Genomic DNA, 21,387 nt, shown 5'->3' on the forward strand with positions numbered 1-21,387 from the left:
TTAAGAGCAAGGGCAGATTGCGGCCGGTAATGGTCGCCTTATGGACGGAAGAACAGCATGACACGCACAGCCAAACTCACGATCATCCCGCCGGGCAGGCCGCTTTCGGGCCGCGCCATGCCGCCGGGCTCCAAGTCGATCACCAATCGCGCGCTTCTGCTCGCCGGCCTTGCGAAGGGCACTAGCCGGCTGACCGGGGCGCTGAAGAGCGACGATACGCGTTATATGGCCGAAGCGCTGCGCGCCATGGGTGTTGCAATCGACGAGCCTGACGATACCAGCTTCGTCGTCACCGGCAGCGGCAGGCTGATGGCGCCGAAAGCGCCGCTCTTCCTCGGCAATGCCGGCACGGCGACCCGCTTCCTGACGGCGGCTGCGGCTTTGGTCGACGGCACCGTCATCGTCGATGGCGACGAGCATATGCGCAAGCGCCCGATAGGCCCGCTGGTCGAGGCGATGCGTACGCTCGGCATCGACGTCACCGCCGAGACCGGCTGCCCGCCGGTCACCGTCAGGGGCACCGGCCGCTTTGAGGCCGACCGAATCCCGATCGATGGCGGCCTGTCCAGCCAATATGTTTCGGCGCTGCTGATGATGGCGGCCGGCGGCGACCGTCCTGTCGATATCGAACTCGTCGGTGAGGATATCGGCGCGCTTGGCTATATCGATCTCACGACGGCGGCGATGAAGGCCTTCGGCGCCAAGGTCGAAAAGACCAGTCCCGTCACCTGGCGCGTCGAGCCGACCGGCTACCGGGCCGCCGATTTCATCGTCGAGCCGGATGCATCCGCCGCGACCTATCTCTGGGCGGCCGAAGTGCTGAGTGGTGGCAAGATCGATCTCGGCGTGCCGAACGATGCCTTCACCCAGCCGGATGCCAAGGCCTACGAGGCGATCGCCAAATTCCCGCATCTGCCGGCTGAAATCGACGGCTCGCAGATGCAGGATGCCGTTCCGACGATCGCGGTGCTCGCCGCTTTCAATGAGACGCCGGTCCGCTTTGTTGGCATCGCCAATCTGCGAGTCAAGGAATGCGACCGCATCCGCGCCCTGTCCACGGGGCTCAACAATATCCGCGCAGGCCTGGCCGTCGAGGACGACGACGATCTGATCGTCCATTCCGATCCTGCTCTCGCCGGTCAGACGCTGCCGGCTGAGATCGACAGCTTCGCCGATCACCGCATCGCCATGAGCTTCGCACTCGCCGGGCTGAAGGTCGACGGCATCACCATTCTCGATCCCGATTGCGTCGGCAAGACCTTCCCCGCCTATTGGCGGACGCTGGCGGCACTCGGCGTGACCTATCAGGACAACGATTGACGAAACGCAGCCGAGGCTGCCGGCGGGGAGACAGGGATGGGTCGTCGGTTTTTCGGATTTTGCTTTGCATTGCTGTTGATGCTCCCCGCCCCCGCTGCCTTTGCCGCCGAGGTGATCGACAGTTTCGCGTCCGACATCGCGCTCGACAAAAGCGGTGCGATGACAGTGACCGAAACGATCACCGTCAATGCCGAGGGCAACCAGATCAACCATGGCATCTTCCGTGATTTCCCGCTCTATTTCACTGATGCTGCGGGCCGCCGCCGTAGCGTCGATTTCGATGTGGTGTCGGTCCAGCGCGACGGCGAGGACGAGCCCTGGCACACCGAATCGATCTCAGGCGGCATTCGCATCTATGCCGGTTCCGCCGATGAGACGGTGACGCCGGGCCGTCATCGCTATGTCTTCACCTACAGGACCAACCGACAGATCCGCTATTTCGACGATCATGACGAACTCTACTGGAACGTTACCGGCAATGGCTGGATCTTCCCGATGCTTTCGGCCACGGCGACGGTGACGCTGCCGCCTGGCGTCGGCGCGACTGAGACGACTTTCTTTACCGGCCAGCAGGGCGCGACGGGAAAGAACGCCCGCGTCAACCAGACCGGCGCTGGCCTGGTCTTTTCCACCACCACGCCCCTTGGCCCCAACGAAGGGCTCACCTTTGCAATCCGCATGCCGAAGGGGTCGATCGATCCGCCGAGCGCGGACATGGAAAGCACTTGGTGGCTGAAGGACAACCGCAATTATTTCATCGGCTTCGGCGGCCTGATCCTCGTTTTCGCCTATTACACGCGCTCCTGGCTGAAGGTCGGCCGCGATCCCGCCCGTGGCGTCGTCGTGCCGCGCTGGGACGCGCCGGATGGTATCTCGCCGGCGCTGGTCAACTATATCGACAATAAGGGCTTCTCCGGAGAGGGCTGGACGGCGCTGTCCGCCACCGCGCTCAATCTTGCCGTCCGCGGTTACGTCAAGCTGGAAGACCTGAAGAACTCGATCGTCATCCGCGGAACCGGCAAGCCGCTCGGCAAGGAGAAATTCCAGGCCGGCGAGATCGAATTGCTGAAGGTCGCCGGTGGCGCCGGCTCGACGCTGACGATCGACAAGGCCAATGGCGAGCGGGTGAAGTCCGTCGGGCAGGCATTCCGCTCGGCGATCGAGAAGGAGCATCGCGGCAAATATTACAATTCCAACCTGATCTATACCGCAGGCGGCATCGCGCTCAGTGCCGCGGCCCTGGTGATCCTGTTCGTTTTCGGTTCGCTGGAGCCCGACACCATCGCGGTGATGCTGATCCCGATCGTCATCTCGGTCTTCGTTTCGGTGTTCGTCGCCGGCCTCGTCAGGTCACTGCATCGCGGCAAGTCGCTGTTCGGCAAGATCATCGCCATCATCTCCGCCGCGATCGGCGTCTTCGTCGGCATCAGCATCTTGGCGACCATGGGATTGGCGCTTGCCTCCTCGTTGGTGGAACTGCACGAAACGCCGATGCTCTTTGCTGTCGGCGGCATCGTGCTTTTGAACATCCTCTATTTCTTCATCATGGGTGCGCCGACCCCGCTCGGCGCCAAGATGATGGACGGCATAGACGGCCTGCGGCAGTATCTGACGCTTGCCGAGAAAGACCGGATGAACACGGCAGGCGCACCTGATATGTCGCCGCAGCATTTCGAGACGCTGCTGCCCTATGCGGTGGCGCTCGGCGTCGAAAAGCCCTGGTCGCGCACCTTCGAGACCTGGCTTGCGGTCGCTGCCGCCGGCGCGGCCGCCGCCTATGCGCCCGCCTGGTATGCCGGCAATTTCAACAGCGGCAGCTTCTCAGATCGTATCGGCGGCTTTTCCTCTTCGATGGCCTCGACCATCGCGTCGACGATTCCCGCGCCGCCGCCTTCGAGCTCATCCTCCGGTTTTTCCGGCGGCGGCTCGTCCGGCGGCGGTGGCGGAGGCGGGGGAGGCGGGGGCTGGTAAGCTTTCCTGCTTGACCTTTCGGCCCCTGGCCCTTAACCGCCAGACAGAAAAGGAAAGGGTGGCGCATGAAGGTTCTGTTGATCGGATCGGGCGGACGCGAGCACGCGCTCGCCTGGAAGCTGGCGCAATCGCCGTTGATGACGGAACTCCACGCCGCACCCGGCAATCCCGGCATTGCCGAACACGCCGTCCTCGTGCCCTTGAATATCGAGGATCACGAAGCGGTCGCGGCCTTCTGCAAGGACAAGGCGATCGATTTCGTCGTCGTCGGCCCGGAGGCGCCGCTGGTTGCCGGCCTCGCCGACCGTTTGCGCGCCGATGGCCTGGCGGTCTTCGGTCCCTCCGCTGCCGCCGCCCAGCTCGAGGGTTCCAAAGGCTTCACCAAGGATATCTGCGCCCGCTACGATATTCCGACAGGCGCCTACCAGCGCTTCAATAATGGACCGAAGGCGAAATCCTATATCCGCGCCGAAGGCGTGCCGATCGTCGTCAAGGCCGATGGTCTTGCCGCCGGCAAGGGCGTGACGGTTGCGATGACGCTCGATGATGCTTTGGCGGCGGTCGACGACTGCTTCGAGGGTGCCTTTGGCGCTGCCGGCGCCGAAGTCGTCGTCGAAGCCTATCTCGATGGCGAGGAGGCGAGCTTCTTCTGCCTCTGCGATGGCAAAAATGCGCTGCCGCTCGCAACCGCCCAGGATCATAAGCGGGTGGGCGAGGGTGATACCGGCGTCAATACCGGCGGCATGGGGGCCTATTCGCCGGCGCCTGTGATGACTGCCGAAATGGTCGAGCGCACCATGAAGGAGATCATCGAACCGACGATGCGCGGCATGGCCGAGAGCGGTCATCCTTTCTCCGGCGTCTTTTTCGCCGGGCTGATGATCACCAGGAAGGGGCCGGAGTTGATCGAATACAATGTCCGCTTCGGCGACCCCGAATGCCAGGTGCTGATGATGCGGTTGAAGAGCGATCTCCTGCCGCTGCTGCTCGCCACCGCCAACGGCACGCTCGATCAGGTCAAGGCCGAATGGAGCGACGATCCGGCACTGACGGTGGTCATGGCCTCCAAGGGATATCCCGGCGCCTACGACAAGAATACGCCGATCCTCTCCCTGCCGGATGCGGGCGAGGGCGAGAAGGTGTTTCATGCCGGTACGGGTCTGAAGGACGGCGCGCTGGTTGCGACCGGCGGCCGCGTGCTGAACGTCACCGCGTCAGGCGGCACGGTCGCCGAGGCCAAGGACCGCGCCTACGCGCTGCTCGACAGGGTGAGATGGGAAAACGGCTTCTGCCGGCGCGACATCGGCTGGCGGGCGATCGAACGCGAAACCGGCCCGCAGTGAGTATAAACCGCCGCATTCTATAAGTTTTTACCTTTTCCCCTGACGGTATGGAAACAAAGCTGCGCTAATTTGCTCCTGAGATGAGACGGAGTAACTTTGATGCGTCAGATTTTCCTCGGTGCGGCAATCCTGCTGATGGCAGGTTCTGCGATGGCGTCCTCGATAGAGGTGGTCGGCAAGACCGCGCCGTCCGCTGAAGGCAGCATCGTCACCGAAACCTGCGCCCATTGCCCGCCGCTCCAGGCCGAGCTGACCAAGAGGGACTATACGGTGCCGGAGCTGAAGCCCGGCGTCCTCCAGGCGAGTGAAATCCGCGATGTCGGCGGCGAAAAGAAGCTCTATCGCACCGAAGGCTGGATGGGCGGCTCGCCCGTCGTCTTCGTCAGCAAGGCAACCCCGGAAGCGATGCTTGCCGCGGCACCTCCAGCCCTGCCTGCCGACGGCATCGACATGAGTGCGACGACGGCAGCCGTCATCGGCGGCGACGCCAGGCCCGTTGCGGCCGGCATGGCGGAACAACCGGCAGCCCTTAACGCTTCCGATTTCAAGCTGCGTTTCTAACAGCAACTTCCTGGAAAAGTGCGCAACGGCTTTCCCAGGCAAAGCGCGAAGCGGTTTTGCCGGGAATTGCGAAAAACAAAAAAGTTCCCTGCCCCTGCCTGATCAAGGTTTCGATCGATTGGGGTTCCACCACCGGTGGACCGAATGCACCCTCGATGAGCAGCGAGGGTGCATTCATGTTTTGATGCGCCGGGCACGCCGAGAATTCGAAAAAAAATGATATTTGGCCGACGGATGAAGATCCGGCGGTTTTTCTTTGTAAGCACCCTGGATTTTAAGGGAAATTCGGATCGCGAACAATAAAGTTAAAGCTTTTTTATCGGGTGGGCATCAATTGTTCCTTACCCGGTCGCAGCATGTTTGTTTTAGCAGCGGTAGACGCGTCCTCCTTTTCGGCGCGCTCGCACAGGCGGTAGAAAACCGCACCGGAATGCAGCCATCCATTCCCGTTGCGAGGCGTCATGAAAAATTTGAAGATATCGAAGCAGCTCATATTGCTGGTCGTCGGCCTGATGATCGCCTTTGCGATCGCCACCTCTCTGCAGATCCGCTCCTCGGTCGATGCAATCTACAAGGAGCGTTATGACATGCTCCGCGCCGAGGTTCAGTCGGCGGTCTCGGTCCTCAAGCTTTACCAGGCCAAGGTAACCGCGGGCGAAATGAAGCTCGAGGATGCCCAAAAGCAGGCCTACACCACCGTCAACGGGATGAAATACGATCCGGACGGCTATTTCTTCGGTTATAGCTACGACGTCCAGATGATGTTCCATTATGATGCCGCGAAAGTCGGGCAGAACCTGAAGGGTCAGCCGGACAGCAAAGGCAAGCTCTATCGCGAAGAGCTGGTCAAGCTCGGGCAGCAGGGCGGCGGTCTCGTCGAATTTTATTCCACCAGCAAACCGGGCCAGCCGGCGGGCGATTTCCGCAAGACGGCCTATGCACAGGCCTTCGAACCTTGGAAGGTTGTCGTCGTTACCGGCGTCTATATGGACGATCTTGATGCTCAGATAAACAGCACGATCCTGACTGCACTCTCCGGCAGCATCGTTCTGTTCTTCCTTGCCATGGCAGCCGCCTACATCGTCATTCGCGGCATATCGGGGCCTCTCAACAATGTCCACGCCGCCCTGAAGGCGGTCTCGGAAGAGGACGTTTCCATCGCCATCCCGCATACCGGCATGAATAACGAAGTCGGCATGATGGCCAAGGCGACTCTCTCGCTGCAGGAAAAGATCAGGGAGCGCCATCAGATGTCCGATCGCGAGGCGGCCCAGCAGCTGGCGCTGGAAAGCGAGCGCGAAAACAACTTGCGCCAGCAGCAGGACGAGGCAACGCTGCAGGCGCGCGTGGTGACGACGATCGGCCAGGCGCTGGAGATGATCGCCCGCGGCGATCTCACCGTCCGCTGCGCCGATCTCGGCCAGAAATACGCCGCCCTTCGCGACAACTTCAACGATGCGCTGTCGCATCTCGAAGCCGCCATGGCCAAGGTCAGCGCCAAGGGCACCGATATCGGCACCAGCAAGGAAGAGATCCGCCGGGCTTCGAACGAACTGTCGCAGCGCACCGAACGCCAGGCTGCCAGCCTCGAAGAAACCTCGGCGGCCCTCGACGAACTCACCGTCGCCGTCCGTCAGACGGCCGATGGCGCCCATGAAGCCAGCAAGCGCGTCCATTCGGTCAGCACCGAAGCCACCCATAGCGATGCGATCGTCACCCAGGCGATCGAGGCGATGAGCGGCATCGAGAAGTCGTCGTCGGAGATCACCAAGATCATCGGTGTCATCGACGAGATCGCGTTCCAGACCAATCTGCTGGCGCTGAATGCCGGCGTCGAGGCAGCCCGTGCCGGCGAATCCGGCAAGGGTTTTGCGGTCGTCGCTCAGGAAGTCCGCGAACTCGCCCAGCGCTCCGCCGCTGCGGCCAAGGAGATCAAGGATCAGATCGCCCGCTCCTCCAGCCAGGTCGACCACGGCGTCCGTCTGGTCGGCGAGGCAGGCGAGGCGCTGAAGCGCATCTCCGATCAGATCAAAGCCGCCAACGAGATCGTCGCCAAGATCGCCCACAGCGCCTCCGAACAGGATACGACGCTGCGCTCGATCTCGTCGTCGATGAACCAGCTCGATGCCGCCACCCAGCAGAATGCCGCCATGGCCGAGGAGACCACGGCATCGGCAGAGACGCTGGCCAGCGATACCGACGAGCTGATCGACCTTATCCGCGGCTTCCGCGTCAGTGGCGAAAGCGCTGCCCCGGCTATGCATCAAGGTCGCCGTGCCGCTTAAACGGCGCGTGACAAAAGCGTTTTTATCACCAAATTCTTAGCGGCCGTCGGTTCTCCGGCGGCCGTGCCATTTGGACCCCTATTCCGCGATACGGTCGATCAACTGCTCGATTTCGTGATCGGAAAACACTTCGACGCCGGCTGCCTTCAGCGCCGCCGCCGTCACGCCGTTGCCGGCCTGCTTACGGCCGGAAAACGTGCCGTCATAAATGAAACCGGACCCGCAGGACGGGCTGCCGTCGATGAGCAGCGCATAATGGCAGCCGGCTTGCAGTGCGAGCGTCACGGCATTCTTGGCAGCCTGCAGGAATTCTTCCGTTACATCGGCGCCCGTCAGCTCGACAACCCGCGCCTTGCCGGCCAGCACCTCTTCGCCGGTTGCCGCCTCTGCGATCTCCGCGGGCGGCCGCGGCACCGTCATGCCAGCCGACATCTCGGGACAGATCGTCACCAGCCGGCCCTCGGCCCGCCAGCGCTCGATCGCAGGGTGAAGCAACGGCTTCGCCCGCCCGTCATAGCGGACGGCGTGGCCCATGAGACAGGCGCTGACGAGAATCTTGCTCTGCATGTCTGCATGAATAACGCCACGGCGGCGGCAATGCCAGACCGCCGATGGCGGCCGAACATCACCCCGAAATCTTCGAGAAGTCCGCAACCGTTCCCGTCGCCTCGCGGATCAGTCGCAGCAGCGCGAGACGGTTGGCGCGGATGGCAGCGTCCTCGTCGTTGACGAGTACCTCTTCGAAGAAGCGGTCGACTGGGCCGCGCAGCTTGGAAAGCGCTTCCATCGCCGAGCGGAAATCCTCTCCGGCAACGGCGCCCGAGGCATCCTTCGAGGCGCTGGAGATTGCGGCGAAGAGCTCCTTCTCGGCATCGAGCTTCAGAAGCGCTGGCGAAACGCCGTCGGCGATCACGGTGCCCTTCTTTTCCTCGGCGGCAAGCAGCTGCGTCGCGCGTTTTGTGCCGGAAAGCAGGTTCTTGCCGTCTTCCGAGGTGATGAAAGCCGTCAGCGCTTCGACGCGGCGCGCCACCATCAACAGGTCGTCGGCATCGGGCGTCAGCACGGCGTCGATCAGATCATGGCGGGCGCCCTGGTCGCGCAGATAGACCCTGAGACGGTCGTGGAAGAAGGAGAGCAGGTCGGAGATGGCTTCTCCGGTAACCTCGATTTTCTCCGTTCCGAGCACCTTAGCGTCGAAGGCTACCCCAATTAAAGACGCCAAAAGCGGCAGGCGGATTCTTCGCTCCAAGAGGATCCTGACGACACCGAGCGCCGCCCGCCGCAGGGCGAACGGATCCTTCGACCCGGTCGGCTTTTCGTCGATAGCCCAGAAGCCGATCAGCGTATCGAGCTTGTCGGCAAGGGCGATAGTGATCGCTACCTTATCCTCCGGCACGCGATCGGACGGACCCTGCGGCTTGTAGTGATCCTCGATTGCTGCGGCAACGGAGGCATTCTCGCCCTGCAGCACCGCATATTTGCGGCCCATCAAGCCTTGCAATTCCGGGAATTCGCCAACCGTTTCGGTGCGCAGATCGGCCTTGGCAAGTACCGCAGCACGATCGACGAGAGCTGAATCCGCGCCTGTGATGCCAGCCAATTCCTTGGCCAGGGCGCGGATGCGGGCAACGCGTGCGCCCTGCGTGCCGAGTTTGGCATGGAAGGTCACGTCGAGCGCGTCGAGCTTGGCCATGCGCTGGTCGAGCGGCTTCTTGATGTCGAGGCCGAACTTTGCCGCCGAAGCCGTCAGCGTTTCGAGATCCGGCAGATCGCCCTGGTCGCGCTTCCAGAAATGCAGCGCATCGGAAAGCCTTGCGCGCACAACCTTGCCGTTGCCGTGGACGATTTCCTTGCCGCCGTCGCTCGCCTGGATGTTGGAGACCAGGATGAACTTGTTCGACAGCGTCTCGCTGCCGCTCGCGCGCGTCACGAAACACTTCTGGTTGGTCTTGATCGTCAGCCGGATGATTTCTGAGGGGATCGAGAGATAATCCTCCTCGAAACTGCCCATCAGCACCTGCGGCCATTCGACGAGGCCGGAGACTTCCTCCAGCAGGCCTTCGTCTTCCACCAGCTCCAGCCCGTTGGCAAAGGCGATGTCGCGGGCGTCGTGCAGGATGATGTCCTTGCGCCGCTCGGCGTCGAGGATGACCTTGGCCTTTTCCAGGTTCGCCGCATAATCGTCGAAGCGCCGGACGGTGATCGCCTCGGGCGCGTGGAAACGGTGGCCGTAGGTGATGTTGGAGGCGGTGATGCCGTCGATCTCGAAGGGAATGACGGTGGTCTCTTCATGCTCCGGGCCGAAGGTGCAGACGATCGACTGCAGCGGCCGCACCCAGCGCAGCGCACCGGGCTTCGATGAAGCCTTGCCCCAGCGCATCGACTTCGGCCAGGGAAAATCGCGGATGATGCCGGGCATCACATCGCTGACGATCTCTTCCGTCGCACGGCCGGGCTTGGAGATGACTGCGACGTAGAAATCGCCCTTCTTCGGATCGCTCATCACCTGCGCCTCGGAGACGGAGGACAGTCCTGCACCGCGCAGAAAACCCTCGATCGCCTTTTCGTTGGCGTCGGTGCGCGGCCCCTTGCGTTCCTCGCGCACATCGGCGGAGCGTGCCGTCAGCCCATGGATGTCGAGCGCAAGCCGCCGCGGCGTCCAGTATTCGCGTGCGCCCTCGTAGGATAGACCCGCTTCGACAAGCGCATCGGTGACGAGCTTCTTCAGGTCGCCGGCAGCCTTGCGCTGCATGCGGGCCGGAATCTCTTCGGAGCGGAGTTCGAGAAGAAGGTTTGGCATGTCAATCTTTTCCTTGCGCCCGCGGGCAGGGCGATCCAAAAACGTTGCTTCTGCTATCAAAGAATGCCGCATCTGCACAACCGCAAAAACGGACGAGAGCGATGGGGTGGGGCAACCGGCAGGCGTGTTGCCGCGTGGCCCCCTCATCCGCCCTGCCGGGCACCTTCTCCCCGATGGGTAGAAGGGGAGTTGCGGCAGCGATCCATTCTTGCCGCTGCCGTTTGTGATGGAGGAAAGCAGTACGGCATATCCCTTCTCCCCTCGGGGAGAAGATGCCGGCAGGCAGATGAGGGGGCCACACGGCAACACGTCGATGATCCTCCAATCCATTAACCTGTGAAAACCACAGTCGGGCATTGCCTTGCCGCTTTTCGCCGCTATGGTCCCGCCACCTCTGACGAAACAGGAAATCCCATGGCCGCAGACCTCCGTTTTCTCGCAGCCCGCATCTCCGCCGAAATCAACGCCCGGCCCGAACAGGCCAAAGCCGCCATCGAGCTGCTCGACGAGGGCGCAACCGTGCCCTTCATCGCCCGCTACCGCAAGGAAGTGACGGGCGGGCTTGACGATACGCAGCTGCGCAATCTCGCCGAACGGCTGGTCTATCTGCGCGAACTCGAAGCCCGGCGCGACGCGATCGTCGAATCGATCACCGGCCAGGGCAAGATGACCGACGAGCTGATGACCAAGGTCGCAGGCGCCGAAACCAAGGCCGAGCTCGAAGATCTCTATCTGCCCTACAAGCCGAAGCGCCGCACACGGGCGGAAATCGCCCGCGAACGCGGCCTCGGCCCGCTCGCCGAGACGATCCTTGCCGACCGAGCCAGGGAACCGGCGGTATTGGCCGAAGGCTTCGTCACAGCTGATGTGCCCGATGTGAAGACGGCGCTCGAAGGCGCGCGCGACATCATCGCCGAAGGCATTGCCGAAAATGCCGACCTGCTCGGCAAGTTGCGCGCCCATATGCGCCAGGCCGCACTGCTGAAGGCAAAAGTCGTCGACGGCAAGCAGGCAACGGGCGAGAAGTTTTCCGACTATTTCGACCATTCCGAACGCTGGGCGACTGCGCCGGGCCACCGCGCGCTCGCGATGCTGCGCGGCTGGAACGAGGAGGTGCTGACGCTGACGATCGAGGCCGACGCCGAAACCGCCTCTCCGAACAAGCCGGTCGAACGCATGATCGTGGCGGCTTACGAGATCGGTACGAGCCGTCCCGGCGACCGCTGGCTGATGGAGGTCGCAAGCTGGACCTGGCGCGTCAAGCTTTCCATGTCGCTCTCGCTCGACCTGATGCGGGAACTGCGCGAAAGGGCCGAAGAGGAGGCGATCCATGTCTTCGCCCGCAATCTGAAGGACCTGCTCTTGGCAGCGCCCGCCGGCTCGCGCGCGACGATGGGTCTCGATCCCGGCATCCGCACCGGCGTCAAGGTCGCTGTCGTCGACGGCACCGGCAAGGTGGTGGCGACATCGACCGTCTATCCATTCCAGCCGAGGAACGATGTGCGCGGTGCCCAGGTCGAGCTCGCATCGCTGGTCCGCAAGCACAATGTCGAGCTGATCTCGATCGGCAACGGCACCGGCAGCCGCGAAACCGAAAAGCTGGTGGCCGACATGCTGGCCGAGTTGCCGGCGCCGAAGCCGACCAAGGTCATCGTGTCGGAAGCCGGCGCCTCGGTCTATTCCGCCTCGGCGACCGCAGCGGCAGAATTCCCCGATCTCGACGTGTCGCTGCGCGGCGCCGTCTCCATCGCGCGGCGCCTGCAGGATCCGCTGGCCGAACTCGTCAAGATCGAGCCGAAGTCGATCGGCGTCGGCCAATATCAGCATGATGTCGACCAGCAGAAGCTGTCGCGTTCGCTCGATGCCGTGGTGGAAGACGCGGTGAATGCCGTCGGTGTCGACCTCAACACGGCGTCAGCGCCGCTGCTCGCGCGTGTCTCCGGCCTCGGCCCGTCGATCGCCGACGCCATCGTCCGCCACCGCGACAGCGAGGGCCGTTTCGAGACGCGAAAGGATCTCCTGAAGGTCGCCAGATTGGGCGGCCGCACCTTCGAGCAATGCGCCGGGTTCCTGCGCATTCCCAACGGCAAGGAGCCGCTCGATTCCTCCTCGGTGCATCCGGAGGCCTATGGCGTCGCCAAGAAGATCGTCGCCGCCTGCGGCCGCGATCTGCGCGCGCTGATGGGCGATAGTGCCGTGTTGAAATCGGTGGATCCGCGCCAGTTTATCGACGAGAAATTCGGCCTGCCGACGGTCAGGGACATTATCGCGGAATTGGAAAAGCCTGGCCGCGACCCGCGTCCGAGCTTCAAGACCGCGACCTTTGCCGAGGGCGTCAACGAAATTTCCGACCTGACGCCCGGCATGGTGCTGGAAGGCACGGTGACCAACGTCGCCGCCTTCGGCGCCTTCGTCGATATCGGCGTGCACCAGGATGGCCTGGTGCATGTCTCCCAGCTTGCCGATCGCTTCGTCAAGGATCCCCACGAAGTCGTGAAGGCCGGCGATGTCGTCAAGGTGCGGGTTGTCGAAGTCGATGCCAAGCGCAAGCGCATCGCTCTCTCGATGAAACGTGATGACGGCTCTTCAGCCTCTCCGCCGCGTGGTGATTCTCGCGGAAGTCAGGGTTCCCGGCCGCAGAACGAACGCCGGCCGGCGGCGCAGAAAGCCGAAAGCCAGGGTGCATTCGGTGCAGCACTTGCCGAAGCCATGAAGCGAAAATAAAGGTTTAGCCGGAATTTCGGCAAAAATGCAACAGTTTGGCAGCGTTCTGAGCGGAGTGCTAAATCGGGCGCTTGTAAGGCGAAAGAGAGCTATTAAGTTGATGTGACTATCCTGTCACATTTGCGAGGCGTCCATGGCGTCGGCATTCTTATCGATCGTCCAGCAAATCGTCCGCAAGGGTTCATTAAAACTTACCCTTGCCAATGGCGAAACCCACATTATCGGCGACGGCACCGGTGAACCCGTTGTCGCCCGCCTTGCCGATCAAGAGGCCGAGGACGCCATCCGGCGCGACCCGACCATGAAGCTCGGCGAAATGTACATGCAAGGCCGGTTCATTCTCGAACAGGGCAACATCTATGATTTCCTGTCGCTGGTGAAGCAGAACACCACCAACGAGATCTTCGATTTCAAGATGGCGGCACTGCTTCTCGGCCGCATTGCCTGGCAGCAACTGAAGAACCGCGTGCCGGTCAATCGCAACAAGCACAATGTCGCCCATCATTACGACCTGTCGGCCAAGCTCTTCGATCTTTTCCTCGATGAGGACTGGCAATATTCCTGCGCCTATTTCGAGCCGCCGGGGATTGGTCTCGACGAGGCGCAGCTCGCCAAGAAGCGCCATATCGCCGCCAAGCTTCTGCTCGCGCCGAACCAGCGCATCCTGGAGATCGGCTCCGGCTGGGGCGGCATGGGCATGTACCTGACGGAGGCGACGGAAGGTGCCGAGTTCACCGGCATCACGCTGAGCGAGGAACAGCTCAAGGTCTCGCGTAAGCGCGCCGAAAAGCGCGGCCTTGCCGATCGGGTGCGTTTCGAACTGCAGGACTACCGCACCATGACGGGCAGGAAGTTCGACCGCATCGTTTCGGTCGGCATGTTCGAACATGTCGGCATCGGCCATTACGGCAATTTCTTTCGTAAGGTATCGGATCTCCTCGATGACAACGGCGTCATGGTGCTGCATTCGATCGGCCGCCCCAAGCCGAGCTTCGGCACCAATGCCTTCATCGAGAAATACATTTTCCCGGGCGGCTACATCCCTTCCGTCGGCGAGGTCGTGCCGCCGCTTGAAAAGGCCGGGCTGCTGGTCAAGGATATCGAAATCCTGCCGCTGCATTATGCCTATACGCTGCGTCATTGGCGCGAGCGTTTCGTGGCGCGCAAGGCCGAAGCGGTGGCACTTTACGACGAGCAGTTCTTCCGCATGTGGGAATTCTATCTGGCGGGTTCCGAAATGGGCTTCCGCTGGGACGAGCTTTTCATCCTGCAGATCCAGATCGCCAAGAACCAGTTCGCCGTTCCCGACAATCGTAGTTACATTGCGCGGAATGAAGCGAAGTTGAAGGAATTCGAGGCGAGGCGCGCCCCGCTCGAAAAGGTGACATTCTGATCCCCCGGAAATGCCGCTTCCGCTGGCGATTTTGCCGAGGAGCCAATTCTCATGAAAGGTTGTGCCGATGAGCAGTGCGTTTCCCGAGATCTACCTGGTCCGCCACGGTGAAACCGAATGGAGCCTGTCGGGGCGGCATACCGGACGCAGCGATATTCCCTTGACGGCGAACGGCGAGGCCGCCGCCCGCAAACTCGCCGACCGGCTGGCGGGCCTTAGCTTCTCCGCCGTCTGGTCGAGCCCGTCCGAGCGGGCCCGCAAGACCTGCGCGCTCGCCGGGTTCGGATCGGGCGCGGTGATCAAGGACGATCTCGCCGAATGGGACTACGGCTCTTATGAAGGCATCACCACCAAGGCGATCCTTGCCAACCGCCCCGGCTGGCAGCTCTTTCGCGACGGCTGCCCGAAGGGCGAATTCGCCGCCGATGTCGGCGATCGCGCCGACGCCGTGATTAGCGGACTTCGTCAAACGGCCGGCACCATCCTGGTCTTTTCGAGCTCGCATTTCCTGCGCGTCCTCGCCGCCCGCTGGCTCGGCCTGCCGCCGGAAGACGGCTCCCGTTTCGTACTCGATACGGCCAGCATCAGCGTGCTCGGCTACGAGCACGATCTGACCGAGCCGGTCATCCGCCGCTGGAACCAGCGGTAAAAACCAGACGCAGTCGTCTGCCTGCTCAATCTCGCCGCCGTGGTTAACATTGGGGTAACGACATCGGGATAGATGTAGCGAGCGCCGCCCTCCGCGGCTTTGTTTTTGCGTTTTCTGGAGTGTGGACGTGTCTCATCGATCAGTCGTATCGATCTCTTTGGCTATTGCCCTTTTATCTGCTGGCTCGGCGGCCGCCCAGGAAAGCGGCCAGCACTTCTGGTCCGGCGACTGGTATTTGAGCGTCGGCGTCGCTGGCTTCTCCGCCCCGAAATTCGAGGGCTCGTCGCACAATGAATTCAAGTTCAGCCCGTTGATCTCGGTCGGTCGCCAAGGCGCCGGCCCGCGTTTTTCCTCGCGCAACGACAATCCGTCCTTCGCCCTCATCGACAAGGGCGCTTTCCGCGCCGGCATCGTCGGCAGGTTTGTGCCGTCGCGCGATGACGGCGACGGCAGCGAGCTGAAGGGCTTGAAGAAGGTCAAATGGGGGGCGGAAGCCGGCGGTTTCGTCGAGGTCTACCCCACAGATTTCCTTCGTGCCCGCGCCGAAGTCCGCCAGGGCATCCGCTCGCATGACGGCATCGTCGCCGATCTCGCGGTCGATGCCTTCACCGATATCGCCCCCGACCTGCAGCTATCAGGCGGCCCGCGTGCGACCTTCGCCACCAGCGGCTATTACGACGCCTATTACGGCGTCAACGCCAAGCAGGCGGCGGCAAGCGGCCTTGATCCCTATAAGCCGTCGTCTGGCATCCAATCCTATGGCGCAGGCGCGGCGCTGACCTGGAAGGCGACGGAAAACCTCTCGGCAAGTTCCTTCCTCGAATATAAGCGGCTGGCAGGCCCTGCCGCCGACAGCAGCCTCGTGCGTGACCGCGGCTCGAAGAACCAGGTCCTGATCGGCGTCTCAGCGACTTACAAGTTCAATTTCTCACTGCAGTGATTGATGCGGCTGCGCATCTCTCTCAGATGCGCAGCGCTGTAATGCTTTGAATTGCCCTATAATTTCACCCTTGGATCAGAATCGATCCAACGGTGATGCAAATGGCGGCGCAATGATCGCTTCTTGACCGCATCGACGGCCCGCCGCTAGATGAGCGGCATGCACGACACCGGCGACTTCAACGATCGCGTCTCCGACGCACCTTCCGATAACTGGGTCTACCGGATCCTGCCGCCACGGCTTTGGCCCTATGCACAGCTCGCACGCTGGGATCGCCCCATCGGCTGGCAGCTCCTGATGTGGCCGTGCTTCTGGTCGGCGACACTTGCGGCCAATGCGGCGATCGGCGAGGGGATCTATTCCGGCAGCTTGCTGGTGTCTCATCTGTTCCTTTATTTCATCGGCGCGGTCGCCATGCGCGGCGCCGGCTGCACCTATAATGATCTCGTCGACCACGAGATTGATATGGAAGTGGCGCGCACGCGGTCGCGTCCGCTGCCCTCCGGCCGCGTCACGCGCGCCCACGCGAAAATCTTCATCGGCCTGCAGGCGCTGGTCGGCCTCATCGTGTTGCTGCAGTTCAACTGGCTCAACGTCTTCCTCGGCGTGCTCTCGCTCGGGATCGTGGCGTTTTATCCCTTTGCCAAACGTTTCACCGACTGGCCGCAATTCTACCTCGGACTTGCCTTCTCCTGGGGCGCGCTGATGGGCTGGGCCGGGGTTATGGGCGGCCTCTCCTTCGCCGCCATCCTGCTCTACGCCGCCTCCGTCGCCTGGACGATCGGTTATGACACGATCTATGCGCATCAGGACAAGGAGGATGACGAGCTGATCGGCGTCCGCTCCACCGCGCGCCTGTTCGGCGACAGGACACGGCAATGGCTGATCGGCCTTTATGGGCTGACGCTGGTGCTGATGTTTATTGCTTTCGCTCTCGCCGGCGCCAACCTCATTGCTTTTCTGGCCTTGCTCGGTGCGGCCGGCATGTTCGCCTGGCAGATCATCCGGCTCGATATCAACGATGCCGACCAGTGCCTGGCGCTCTTCAAATCGAACAACCGCGTCGGCCTGATCATCTTCTTCGGCCTCTTCGTCTCGCTGCTCTTCGCCATTCCCTGATTGGGACGATGAACGAAACGATAAACCCGGCGCGGGCGCCGGGTTTCAAAATGGCATTGCCACATTGGGACTTTCGCGATTTCGCTTAAGTCCGGGCGATGATTTCCTTACCTTCGATCTTCATGGCGACGCCCAGCCGGCCAGTGGTGCGGCGCACGAGGAAGCGCGGACGGCGATTGGCGAAGTAGGAATGGCGGCGGCGCGGCTTGAGGTCGCTGGTGCGCAAGGCTCCGATGTGATCTTCGAGCGGCCGGGCGACGCCGTCGGCCTCGACCATCAGCATCGGAATGCGGAAGGCTTCGGACCAGCTGCGCCAGTCGGCGGCAATGTCGCTGAGATCATGGGCGACGAGCAGCGGAATGCAGAGCTCCGGATCGGTGTGATGGAGTTCGAGAGTGACAGTGACATCGCCGTCGCCATGGTCGATGGCGCGGGCGGCGACGCCCTTGAAAACGCGCTTCGGCAGCGCAATCGAGAGCGGCAGGCCGCTGGAGGGAAGGACCTTGCGCAGGACCGCACCGCGTTCGTCTATGGTGATATTGACGTCATCCGAACAATCGTGGATGGCGTAGCTGACCTGCTGGGGAAAGCGGGACGGATCGAGGCGTAACGTCGTGCCAGCCCAGGCGGGCTTCATAACGGGATTGTTCATTTCATTCTACCCTTGTCTTACCTGAGAGCCGATTTCCGGTCTTCTCCTTGGGACTTTTCGTCCTCTATGGCCGACAATAGGCAGCTGCCGTTCCGTACAGCTTAAAAATTGCGGTTAAGAAAACTTTGCCTCCTCTGATGGTTATCAAAACCGAATCCGGCAGGGTTTCCGGAAGGTGAACGATGTGGTGTCCTGGAATGATGCATCCGGAGGTAAGCCTCAGGTAAGCTTTCCATGGCAAAATGTGCTCACCAGCATTTCGTCGTTCTTTTAGAGATTTTGCCGAAAAGGGCGCTTTCCATGATCACGGCTTCCCTCGCTTACACGATCCTGTCGCGGGACATGACGTCGAGCCTCAACAAGGTCGCGTCGCAGACGACGGTCAAGAAGGATGCCCAATACTACGCCGACCATATCAACAAGGTCACCAATGTCGACGACTTCCTCGGCGACTACAAGCTCTACAGCTATGCGATGAAGGCCTATGGCCTCGAGGACATGACCTACGCCAAGGCCTTCATGAAGAAGGTGCTGGAAAGCGATCTCACCGATCCCGACAGCTACGCCAACAAGCTTTCCGACACGCGCTACCGCGAATTCGCCGCCGCCTTCAATTTCAATGCGCCGGAGAAGGACGTGCAGACGGATGCGCAGGAAGACGAGCTCATCGGCCTTTACAAGCAATCCTTCGCCGATGCCGAAAAGGCCGCCAGCGCCGAAAGCACTTATTACGGCAACAATATCGATAGCGTGCAGAGCGTCGACGACCTGCTCAACAACACCCGGTTGCGCACCTATGTGCTGAAGACCTTCAAGATCGATCCCACCTATGCGTCGAAGGACTTTCTGCGGCAGGTGCTGACCAGCGATCTCAGCGACCCCACGAGCTTCGTCAATACGCAGGGCGGCGACAAATATAAGGCGCTTGCCGCCCAGTTCAGCTTCAACGCCGACGGCACCGTCACCGGCACGGCCCAGACCGCGGCGCAGAAGGCCTCGGTCATCGAGTCCTACACGCTGAATTCCCAATCGGTCATCATCGACAATTCGGTCGGCTCCGACGTCTACTATGTCGGCAAGACAGCGGCCGAATACAACAAGGCCTATTACACCGCCAAGATCGGCACGATCACAAATGTCGATGACCTGGTCGCCGACAACCGGCTGACCTCATATATCAAGACAGCCTACAGCATGGGTGCCGACTTTACCGCCGCAGCGCTGCGCACGGTGCTGACCGACCCCGGTTATGCCCAACTGATGGGCTTCACCAATGTCTACAATGCTTTCAATTTCAAGGCGGACGGTTCAACGTCGAACACGGCGCGCGCCCAGTCTATCGCCCAGGCGAACAATCTGCAGTCGGCTGCGTCGAACACCGGCAAGTATTATACCTTGACCTCGCAATCGAGCAGCATCACCAATGTCGATGACCTGCTCGCCGATGACGTGCTGGCGCGCTATATCAAGGATGCCTATCGTCTGGGCACGAATTTCAGCAATGCCGACCTCAAGAGCATTCTGACGGATCCGGCCTATGCTGCGGCTCAGGGCCATGCCGGCATCAATGCCGACTTCAATTTCCAGGCGGACGGTTCGATCAACGGTTCGGTGATTCAGACGGAAGCGCAGCGCAAGTCGACCACCGACAAGTCGGCTGCGAACGCCGCGCATTTCAACGGCATGATCGGCAATGTCACCAATGTCGATGGCATCATGTCCGATGCCGTTGCCGTCAGTTACATCAGAAACAGCATGCAGATCGCAGACAGCGTCTCGGATGCGACCTTGAGGACCTTCCTGGTCGATCCCGCGGCTGCCAGCGCCCAGGGTTATAGCGACGTCCACGATCTGTTCAATTTCAAGACCGACGGTTCTGTCGCCACCCTTTACGCCTCGCAAAGTGCCTCGCAGAGCGCGAGCACCACCAGCAAGGCTAATGATGCGGCCGTCTACTATCAGGCGACCATCGCCGGCATCTCGGACGTCGATCAGTTGCTGGCGGACCAGAAACTGAACAATTTCGTCCGCAACGCCTTCGGCATCCCGTCGACGGTCAGCGATCTCGATCTCAGGAATATCCTGACTGACCAGAGCGGCACCGGCACTTATGCCGACGTTGCTGCTGCCTTCAACTTCAAGGCGGACGGCACCCTTGAAGATGGTATGCAGGCGCAGACGGCCGCCCAGATCAGCAATACGAAAATTAGTGCGACAGCGCGGACCAACGACTATTCCGCACGCATGAGGGCGATCGCCAATGTCGATGATCTTATTGCCGATGACGGCATCACCAATTTCCTAAAGAGCACTTACAATCTGCCGTTCGATATCTCGAACGCCGACCTGAAGAGCATTCTGACCGATGCGACGGCAGCTGCAGCAGCCGGCCACGCGGATCTCAATGCCGACTTTAACTTCGCCGCCGATGGATCGCTTCCTGTCGTCAGTTCGGTCCAGACGGCCGATCAGGCGCAGACCACCAATGACAATTATGCGGCGCGCTACGACGACGAGCGCGACGAGGCGATCGAAGAGGTCGCATCCAACTACCAGAAGCTTATGGCCGACAGCAGCAGCCTGGTGAATTTCTCCGACGTCAACAGCGTCAATGATTTCCTGCGCAGCAATTCGTCAGCGGATTTCAGCAAGAGCAACGACAATCTGCCGGATCTCTTCCATGTGGCGCTGCAGGCTTTCGGCCTGACGGACCAGGATGTATCGCGTTCGATGATGCGCAAGATCCTGACCAGCGATGCCTATGATCCGAACGGCTATGTCGCGTCGCTCAAGGATGAACGCATCACCAACCTTGCCCGCGCCTTCAACTTCGGCCCCGACGGGAAGGCGGCATCACCCTTCCAGGCGCTTCCCGACGCGACAATGGCCAAATACGCCACCGACTATAGATCGCATATGACCATGCTGATGAAGGACGGTCCGGTAAAGGACAAGGCGGCGAAGGATGCGACGGCGGAAGTCGATTATTTCGCCAAGGGCATGGCGAAGGTGAAGTCGCTCGACGACTTCCTCGACGACAGCCGGCTGACCGATCTGGTGCTGAAGGCCAACAACCTTGATCCGAAGGATTACGACAAGGCGACGCTGAAGAAGATCTTCACGTCCGATCCCGATGACAAGAAGAGCTATCTCAACGCCACCGCCGATGCGCGATTCCAGGACATCGTCGCCGCCTTCAATTTCGACAAGGACGGCAACTTGACCCGCGCCAAGATCGGCACCATCCAGAACAAGGCGGCCGAGGAGCATACGCAGGAGCTCTACGTTCAGCAGACGATGGAAGCCCAGCAAGGCGAAAGCAATGACGGCGTCCGCCTGGCGCTCTATTTCAGCCGCAAGGCCTCGAGCATCACCTCGATCTATGGAATCCTCGGCGACAGGGCGCTTTATCAGGTCATCACCACAGCCTACAGCCTGCCGTCGCAGATCTCCGGCATGGATGTCGCCAAACAGGCCGATCTCATCAACCGCTTCGTCAAGCTCGAGGATCTCCAGGATCCGAAGAAGGTCGACAAGCTGCTACGCCGGTTCACCGCGATGTACGACGTCCAGAACGCCACCCAGCAGTCACCGGCGCTGATGATCCTGACCAACGGCGGTACGCAGTAG

At 61.5% G+C, this 21,387-nt stretch carries 14 protein-coding genes; 11 read left to right on the forward strand and 3 right to left on the reverse strand.

Annotation, left to right across the window (positions count from 1 at the left end):
- Window positions 1-57: 57 nt before the first annotated feature.
- The 5 genes from RlegSU303_RS02825 (at window position 58) to RlegSU303_RS02845 (ending at window position 7,480) form a co-directional block, all read left to right on the forward strand.
- Window positions 58-1,320: a 3-phosphoshikimate 1-carboxyvinyltransferase gene (locus RlegSU303_RS02825; RefSeq protein WP_094086619.1), complete on the forward strand. Its 1,263-nt coding sequence runs from the start codon at window positions 58-60 to the stop codon at window positions 1,318-1,320.
- Window positions 1,321-1,356: 36 nt separating this feature from the next.
- The gene (locus RlegSU303_RS02830; protein ID WP_222352372.1) at window positions 1,357-3,291 is read left to right on the forward strand and encodes a DUF2207 domain-containing protein; all 1,935 of its coding nucleotides are present in this window, start codon (window positions 1,357-1,359) and stop codon (window positions 3,289-3,291) included.
- A gap of 65 nt (window positions 3,292-3,356) precedes the next feature.
- Complete coding sequence (gene purD, locus RlegSU303_RS02835; protein WP_231283426.1) at window positions 3,357-4,634, forward strand: phosphoribosylamine--glycine ligase; 1,278 nt, start codon at window positions 3,357-3,359, stop codon at window positions 4,632-4,634.
- A gap of 99 nt (window positions 4,635-4,733) precedes the next feature.
- Window positions 4,734-5,195: a plant virulence effector HPE1-like domain-containing protein gene (locus RlegSU303_RS02840; protein WP_094086616.1), complete on the forward strand. Its 462-nt coding sequence runs from the start codon at window positions 4,734-4,736 to the stop codon at window positions 5,193-5,195.
- Between the two features lie 461 nt (window positions 5,196-5,656).
- Window positions 5,657-7,480, forward strand: coding sequence for a methyl-accepting chemotaxis protein (locus RlegSU303_RS02845; protein WP_131623077.1), 1,824 nt, complete (start codon window positions 5,657-5,659; stop codon window positions 7,478-7,480).
- A 78-nt stretch (window positions 7,481-7,558) separates the two neighbouring features.
- On the opposite strand, the gene RlegSU303_RS02850 is transcribed toward RlegSU303_RS02845, so the two are convergent.
- The gene (locus RlegSU303_RS02850) at window positions 7,559-8,047 is read right to left on the reverse strand and encodes a DUF523 domain-containing protein (RefSeq protein ID WP_094086614.1); all 489 of its coding nucleotides are present in this window, start codon (window positions 8,045-8,047) and stop codon (window positions 7,559-7,561) included.
- A gap of 58 nt (window positions 8,048-8,105) precedes the next feature.
- A complete protein-coding gene (gene glyS, locus RlegSU303_RS02855) occupies window positions 8,106-10,280 on the reverse strand; it encodes a glycine--tRNA ligase subunit beta (RefSeq protein WP_231283427.1) in 2,175 nt (724 codons plus the stop codon).
- Window positions 10,281-10,694: 414 nt separating this feature from the next.
- Here glyS and RlegSU303_RS02860 point away from each other — a divergent pair, with 414 nt between their 5' ends.
- The 5 genes from RlegSU303_RS02860 to ubiA all read left to right on the forward strand — a co-directional run bounded on the left by RlegSU303_RS02860 (window position 10,695) and on the right by ubiA (window position 17,105).
- Complete coding sequence (locus RlegSU303_RS02860) at window positions 10,695-13,004, forward strand: Tex family protein (protein ID WP_151519383.1); 2,310 nt, start codon at window positions 10,695-10,697, stop codon at window positions 13,002-13,004.
- 133 nt (window positions 13,005-13,137) lie between these two features.
- Window positions 13,138-14,397, forward strand: a complete 1,260-nt coding sequence (locus RlegSU303_RS02865) for an SAM-dependent methyltransferase (RefSeq protein ID WP_151519382.1) — start codon at window positions 13,138-13,140, stop codon at window positions 14,395-14,397.
- A 67-nt stretch (window positions 14,398-14,464) separates the two neighbouring features.
- The gene (locus tag RlegSU303_RS02870; RefSeq protein ID WP_077976573.1) at window positions 14,465-15,046 is read left to right on the forward strand and encodes a histidine phosphatase family protein; all 582 of its coding nucleotides are present in this window, start codon (window positions 14,465-14,467) and stop codon (window positions 15,044-15,046) included.
- 127 nt (window positions 15,047-15,173) lie between these two features.
- The gene (locus RlegSU303_RS02875; RefSeq protein ID WP_017959210.1) at window positions 15,174-15,986 is read left to right on the forward strand and encodes a MipA/OmpV family protein; all 813 of its coding nucleotides are present in this window, start codon (window positions 15,174-15,176) and stop codon (window positions 15,984-15,986) included.
- 159 nt (window positions 15,987-16,145) lie between these two features.
- Complete coding sequence (ubiA, locus tag RlegSU303_RS02880; RefSeq protein ID WP_231283428.1) at window positions 16,146-17,105, forward strand: 4-hydroxybenzoate octaprenyltransferase; 960 nt, start codon at window positions 16,146-16,148, stop codon at window positions 17,103-17,105.
- Between the two features lie 85 nt (window positions 17,106-17,190).
- Here the strand turns inward: ubiA and RlegSU303_RS02885 are convergent, their stop codons facing one another.
- Complete coding sequence (locus tag RlegSU303_RS02885) at window positions 17,191-17,757, reverse strand: DUF6101 family protein (RefSeq protein WP_027666623.1); 567 nt, start codon at window positions 17,755-17,757, stop codon at window positions 17,191-17,193.
- A gap of 300 nt (window positions 17,758-18,057) precedes the next feature.
- Here RlegSU303_RS02885 and RlegSU303_RS02890 point away from each other — a divergent pair, with 300 nt between their 5' ends.
- Window positions 18,058-21,387: a DUF1217 domain-containing protein gene (locus tag RlegSU303_RS02890; protein WP_131623067.1), complete on the forward strand. Its 3,330-nt coding sequence runs from the start codon at window positions 18,058-18,060 to the stop codon at window positions 21,385-21,387.

Origin of the sequence: Rhizobium sp. SU303 (genome assembly GCF_021052345.1) — a bacterium.
Classification (GTDB): domain Bacteria; phylum Pseudomonadota; class Alphaproteobacteria; order Rhizobiales; family Rhizobiaceae; genus Rhizobium; species Rhizobium laguerreae.

What these genes read in the sequence shown, in the direction of transcription:
- RlegSU303_RS02845 (WP_131623077.1), top strand. Translation starts at nt 5,657, where the DNA reads ATGAAAAATTTGAAGATATCGAAGCAGCTCATATTGCTGGTCGTCGGC.
- RlegSU303_RS02885 (WP_027666623.1), bottom strand. Translation starts at nt 17,757, where the DNA reads ATGAACAATCCCGTTATGAAGCCCGCCTGGGCTGGCACGACGTTACGC.
- RlegSU303_RS02840 (WP_094086616.1), top strand. Translation starts at nt 4,734, where the DNA reads ATGCGTCAGATTTTCCTCGGTGCGGCAATCCTGCTGATGGCAGGTTCT.
- RlegSU303_RS02850 (WP_094086614.1), bottom strand. Translation starts at nt 8,047, where the DNA reads ATGCAGAGCAAGATTCTCGTCAGCGCCTGTCTCATGGGCCACGCCGTC.
- RlegSU303_RS02865 (WP_151519382.1), top strand. Translation starts at nt 13,138, where the DNA reads ATGGCGTCGGCATTCTTATCGATCGTCCAGCAAATCGTCCGCAAGGGT.
- RlegSU303_RS02860 (WP_151519383.1), top strand. Translation starts at nt 10,695, where the DNA reads ATGGCCGCAGACCTCCGTTTTCTCGCAGCCCGCATCTCCGCCGAAATC.
- glyS (WP_231283427.1), bottom strand. Translation starts at nt 10,280, where the DNA reads ATGCCAAACCTTCTTCTCGAACTCCGCTCCGAAGAGATTCCGGCCCGC.
- RlegSU303_RS02825 (WP_094086619.1), top strand. Translation starts at nt 58, where the DNA reads ATGACACGCACAGCCAAACTCACGATCATCCCGCCGGGCAGGCCGCTT.
- purD (WP_231283426.1), top strand. Translation starts at nt 3,357, where the DNA reads ATGAAGGTTCTGTTGATCGGATCGGGCGGACGCGAGCACGCGCTCGCC.
- ubiA (WP_231283428.1), top strand. Translation starts at nt 16,146, where the DNA reads ATGCACGACACCGGCGACTTCAACGATCGCGTCTCCGACGCACCTTCC.
- RlegSU303_RS02890 (WP_131623067.1), top strand. Translation starts at nt 18,058, where the DNA reads ATGATCACGGCTTCCCTCGCTTACACGATCCTGTCGCGGGACATGACG.
- RlegSU303_RS02830 (WP_222352372.1), top strand. Translation starts at nt 1,357, where the DNA reads ATGGGTCGTCGGTTTTTCGGATTTTGCTTTGCATTGCTGTTGATGCTC.
- RlegSU303_RS02870 (WP_077976573.1), top strand. Translation starts at nt 14,465, where the DNA reads ATGAGCAGTGCGTTTCCCGAGATCTACCTGGTCCGCCACGGTGAAACC.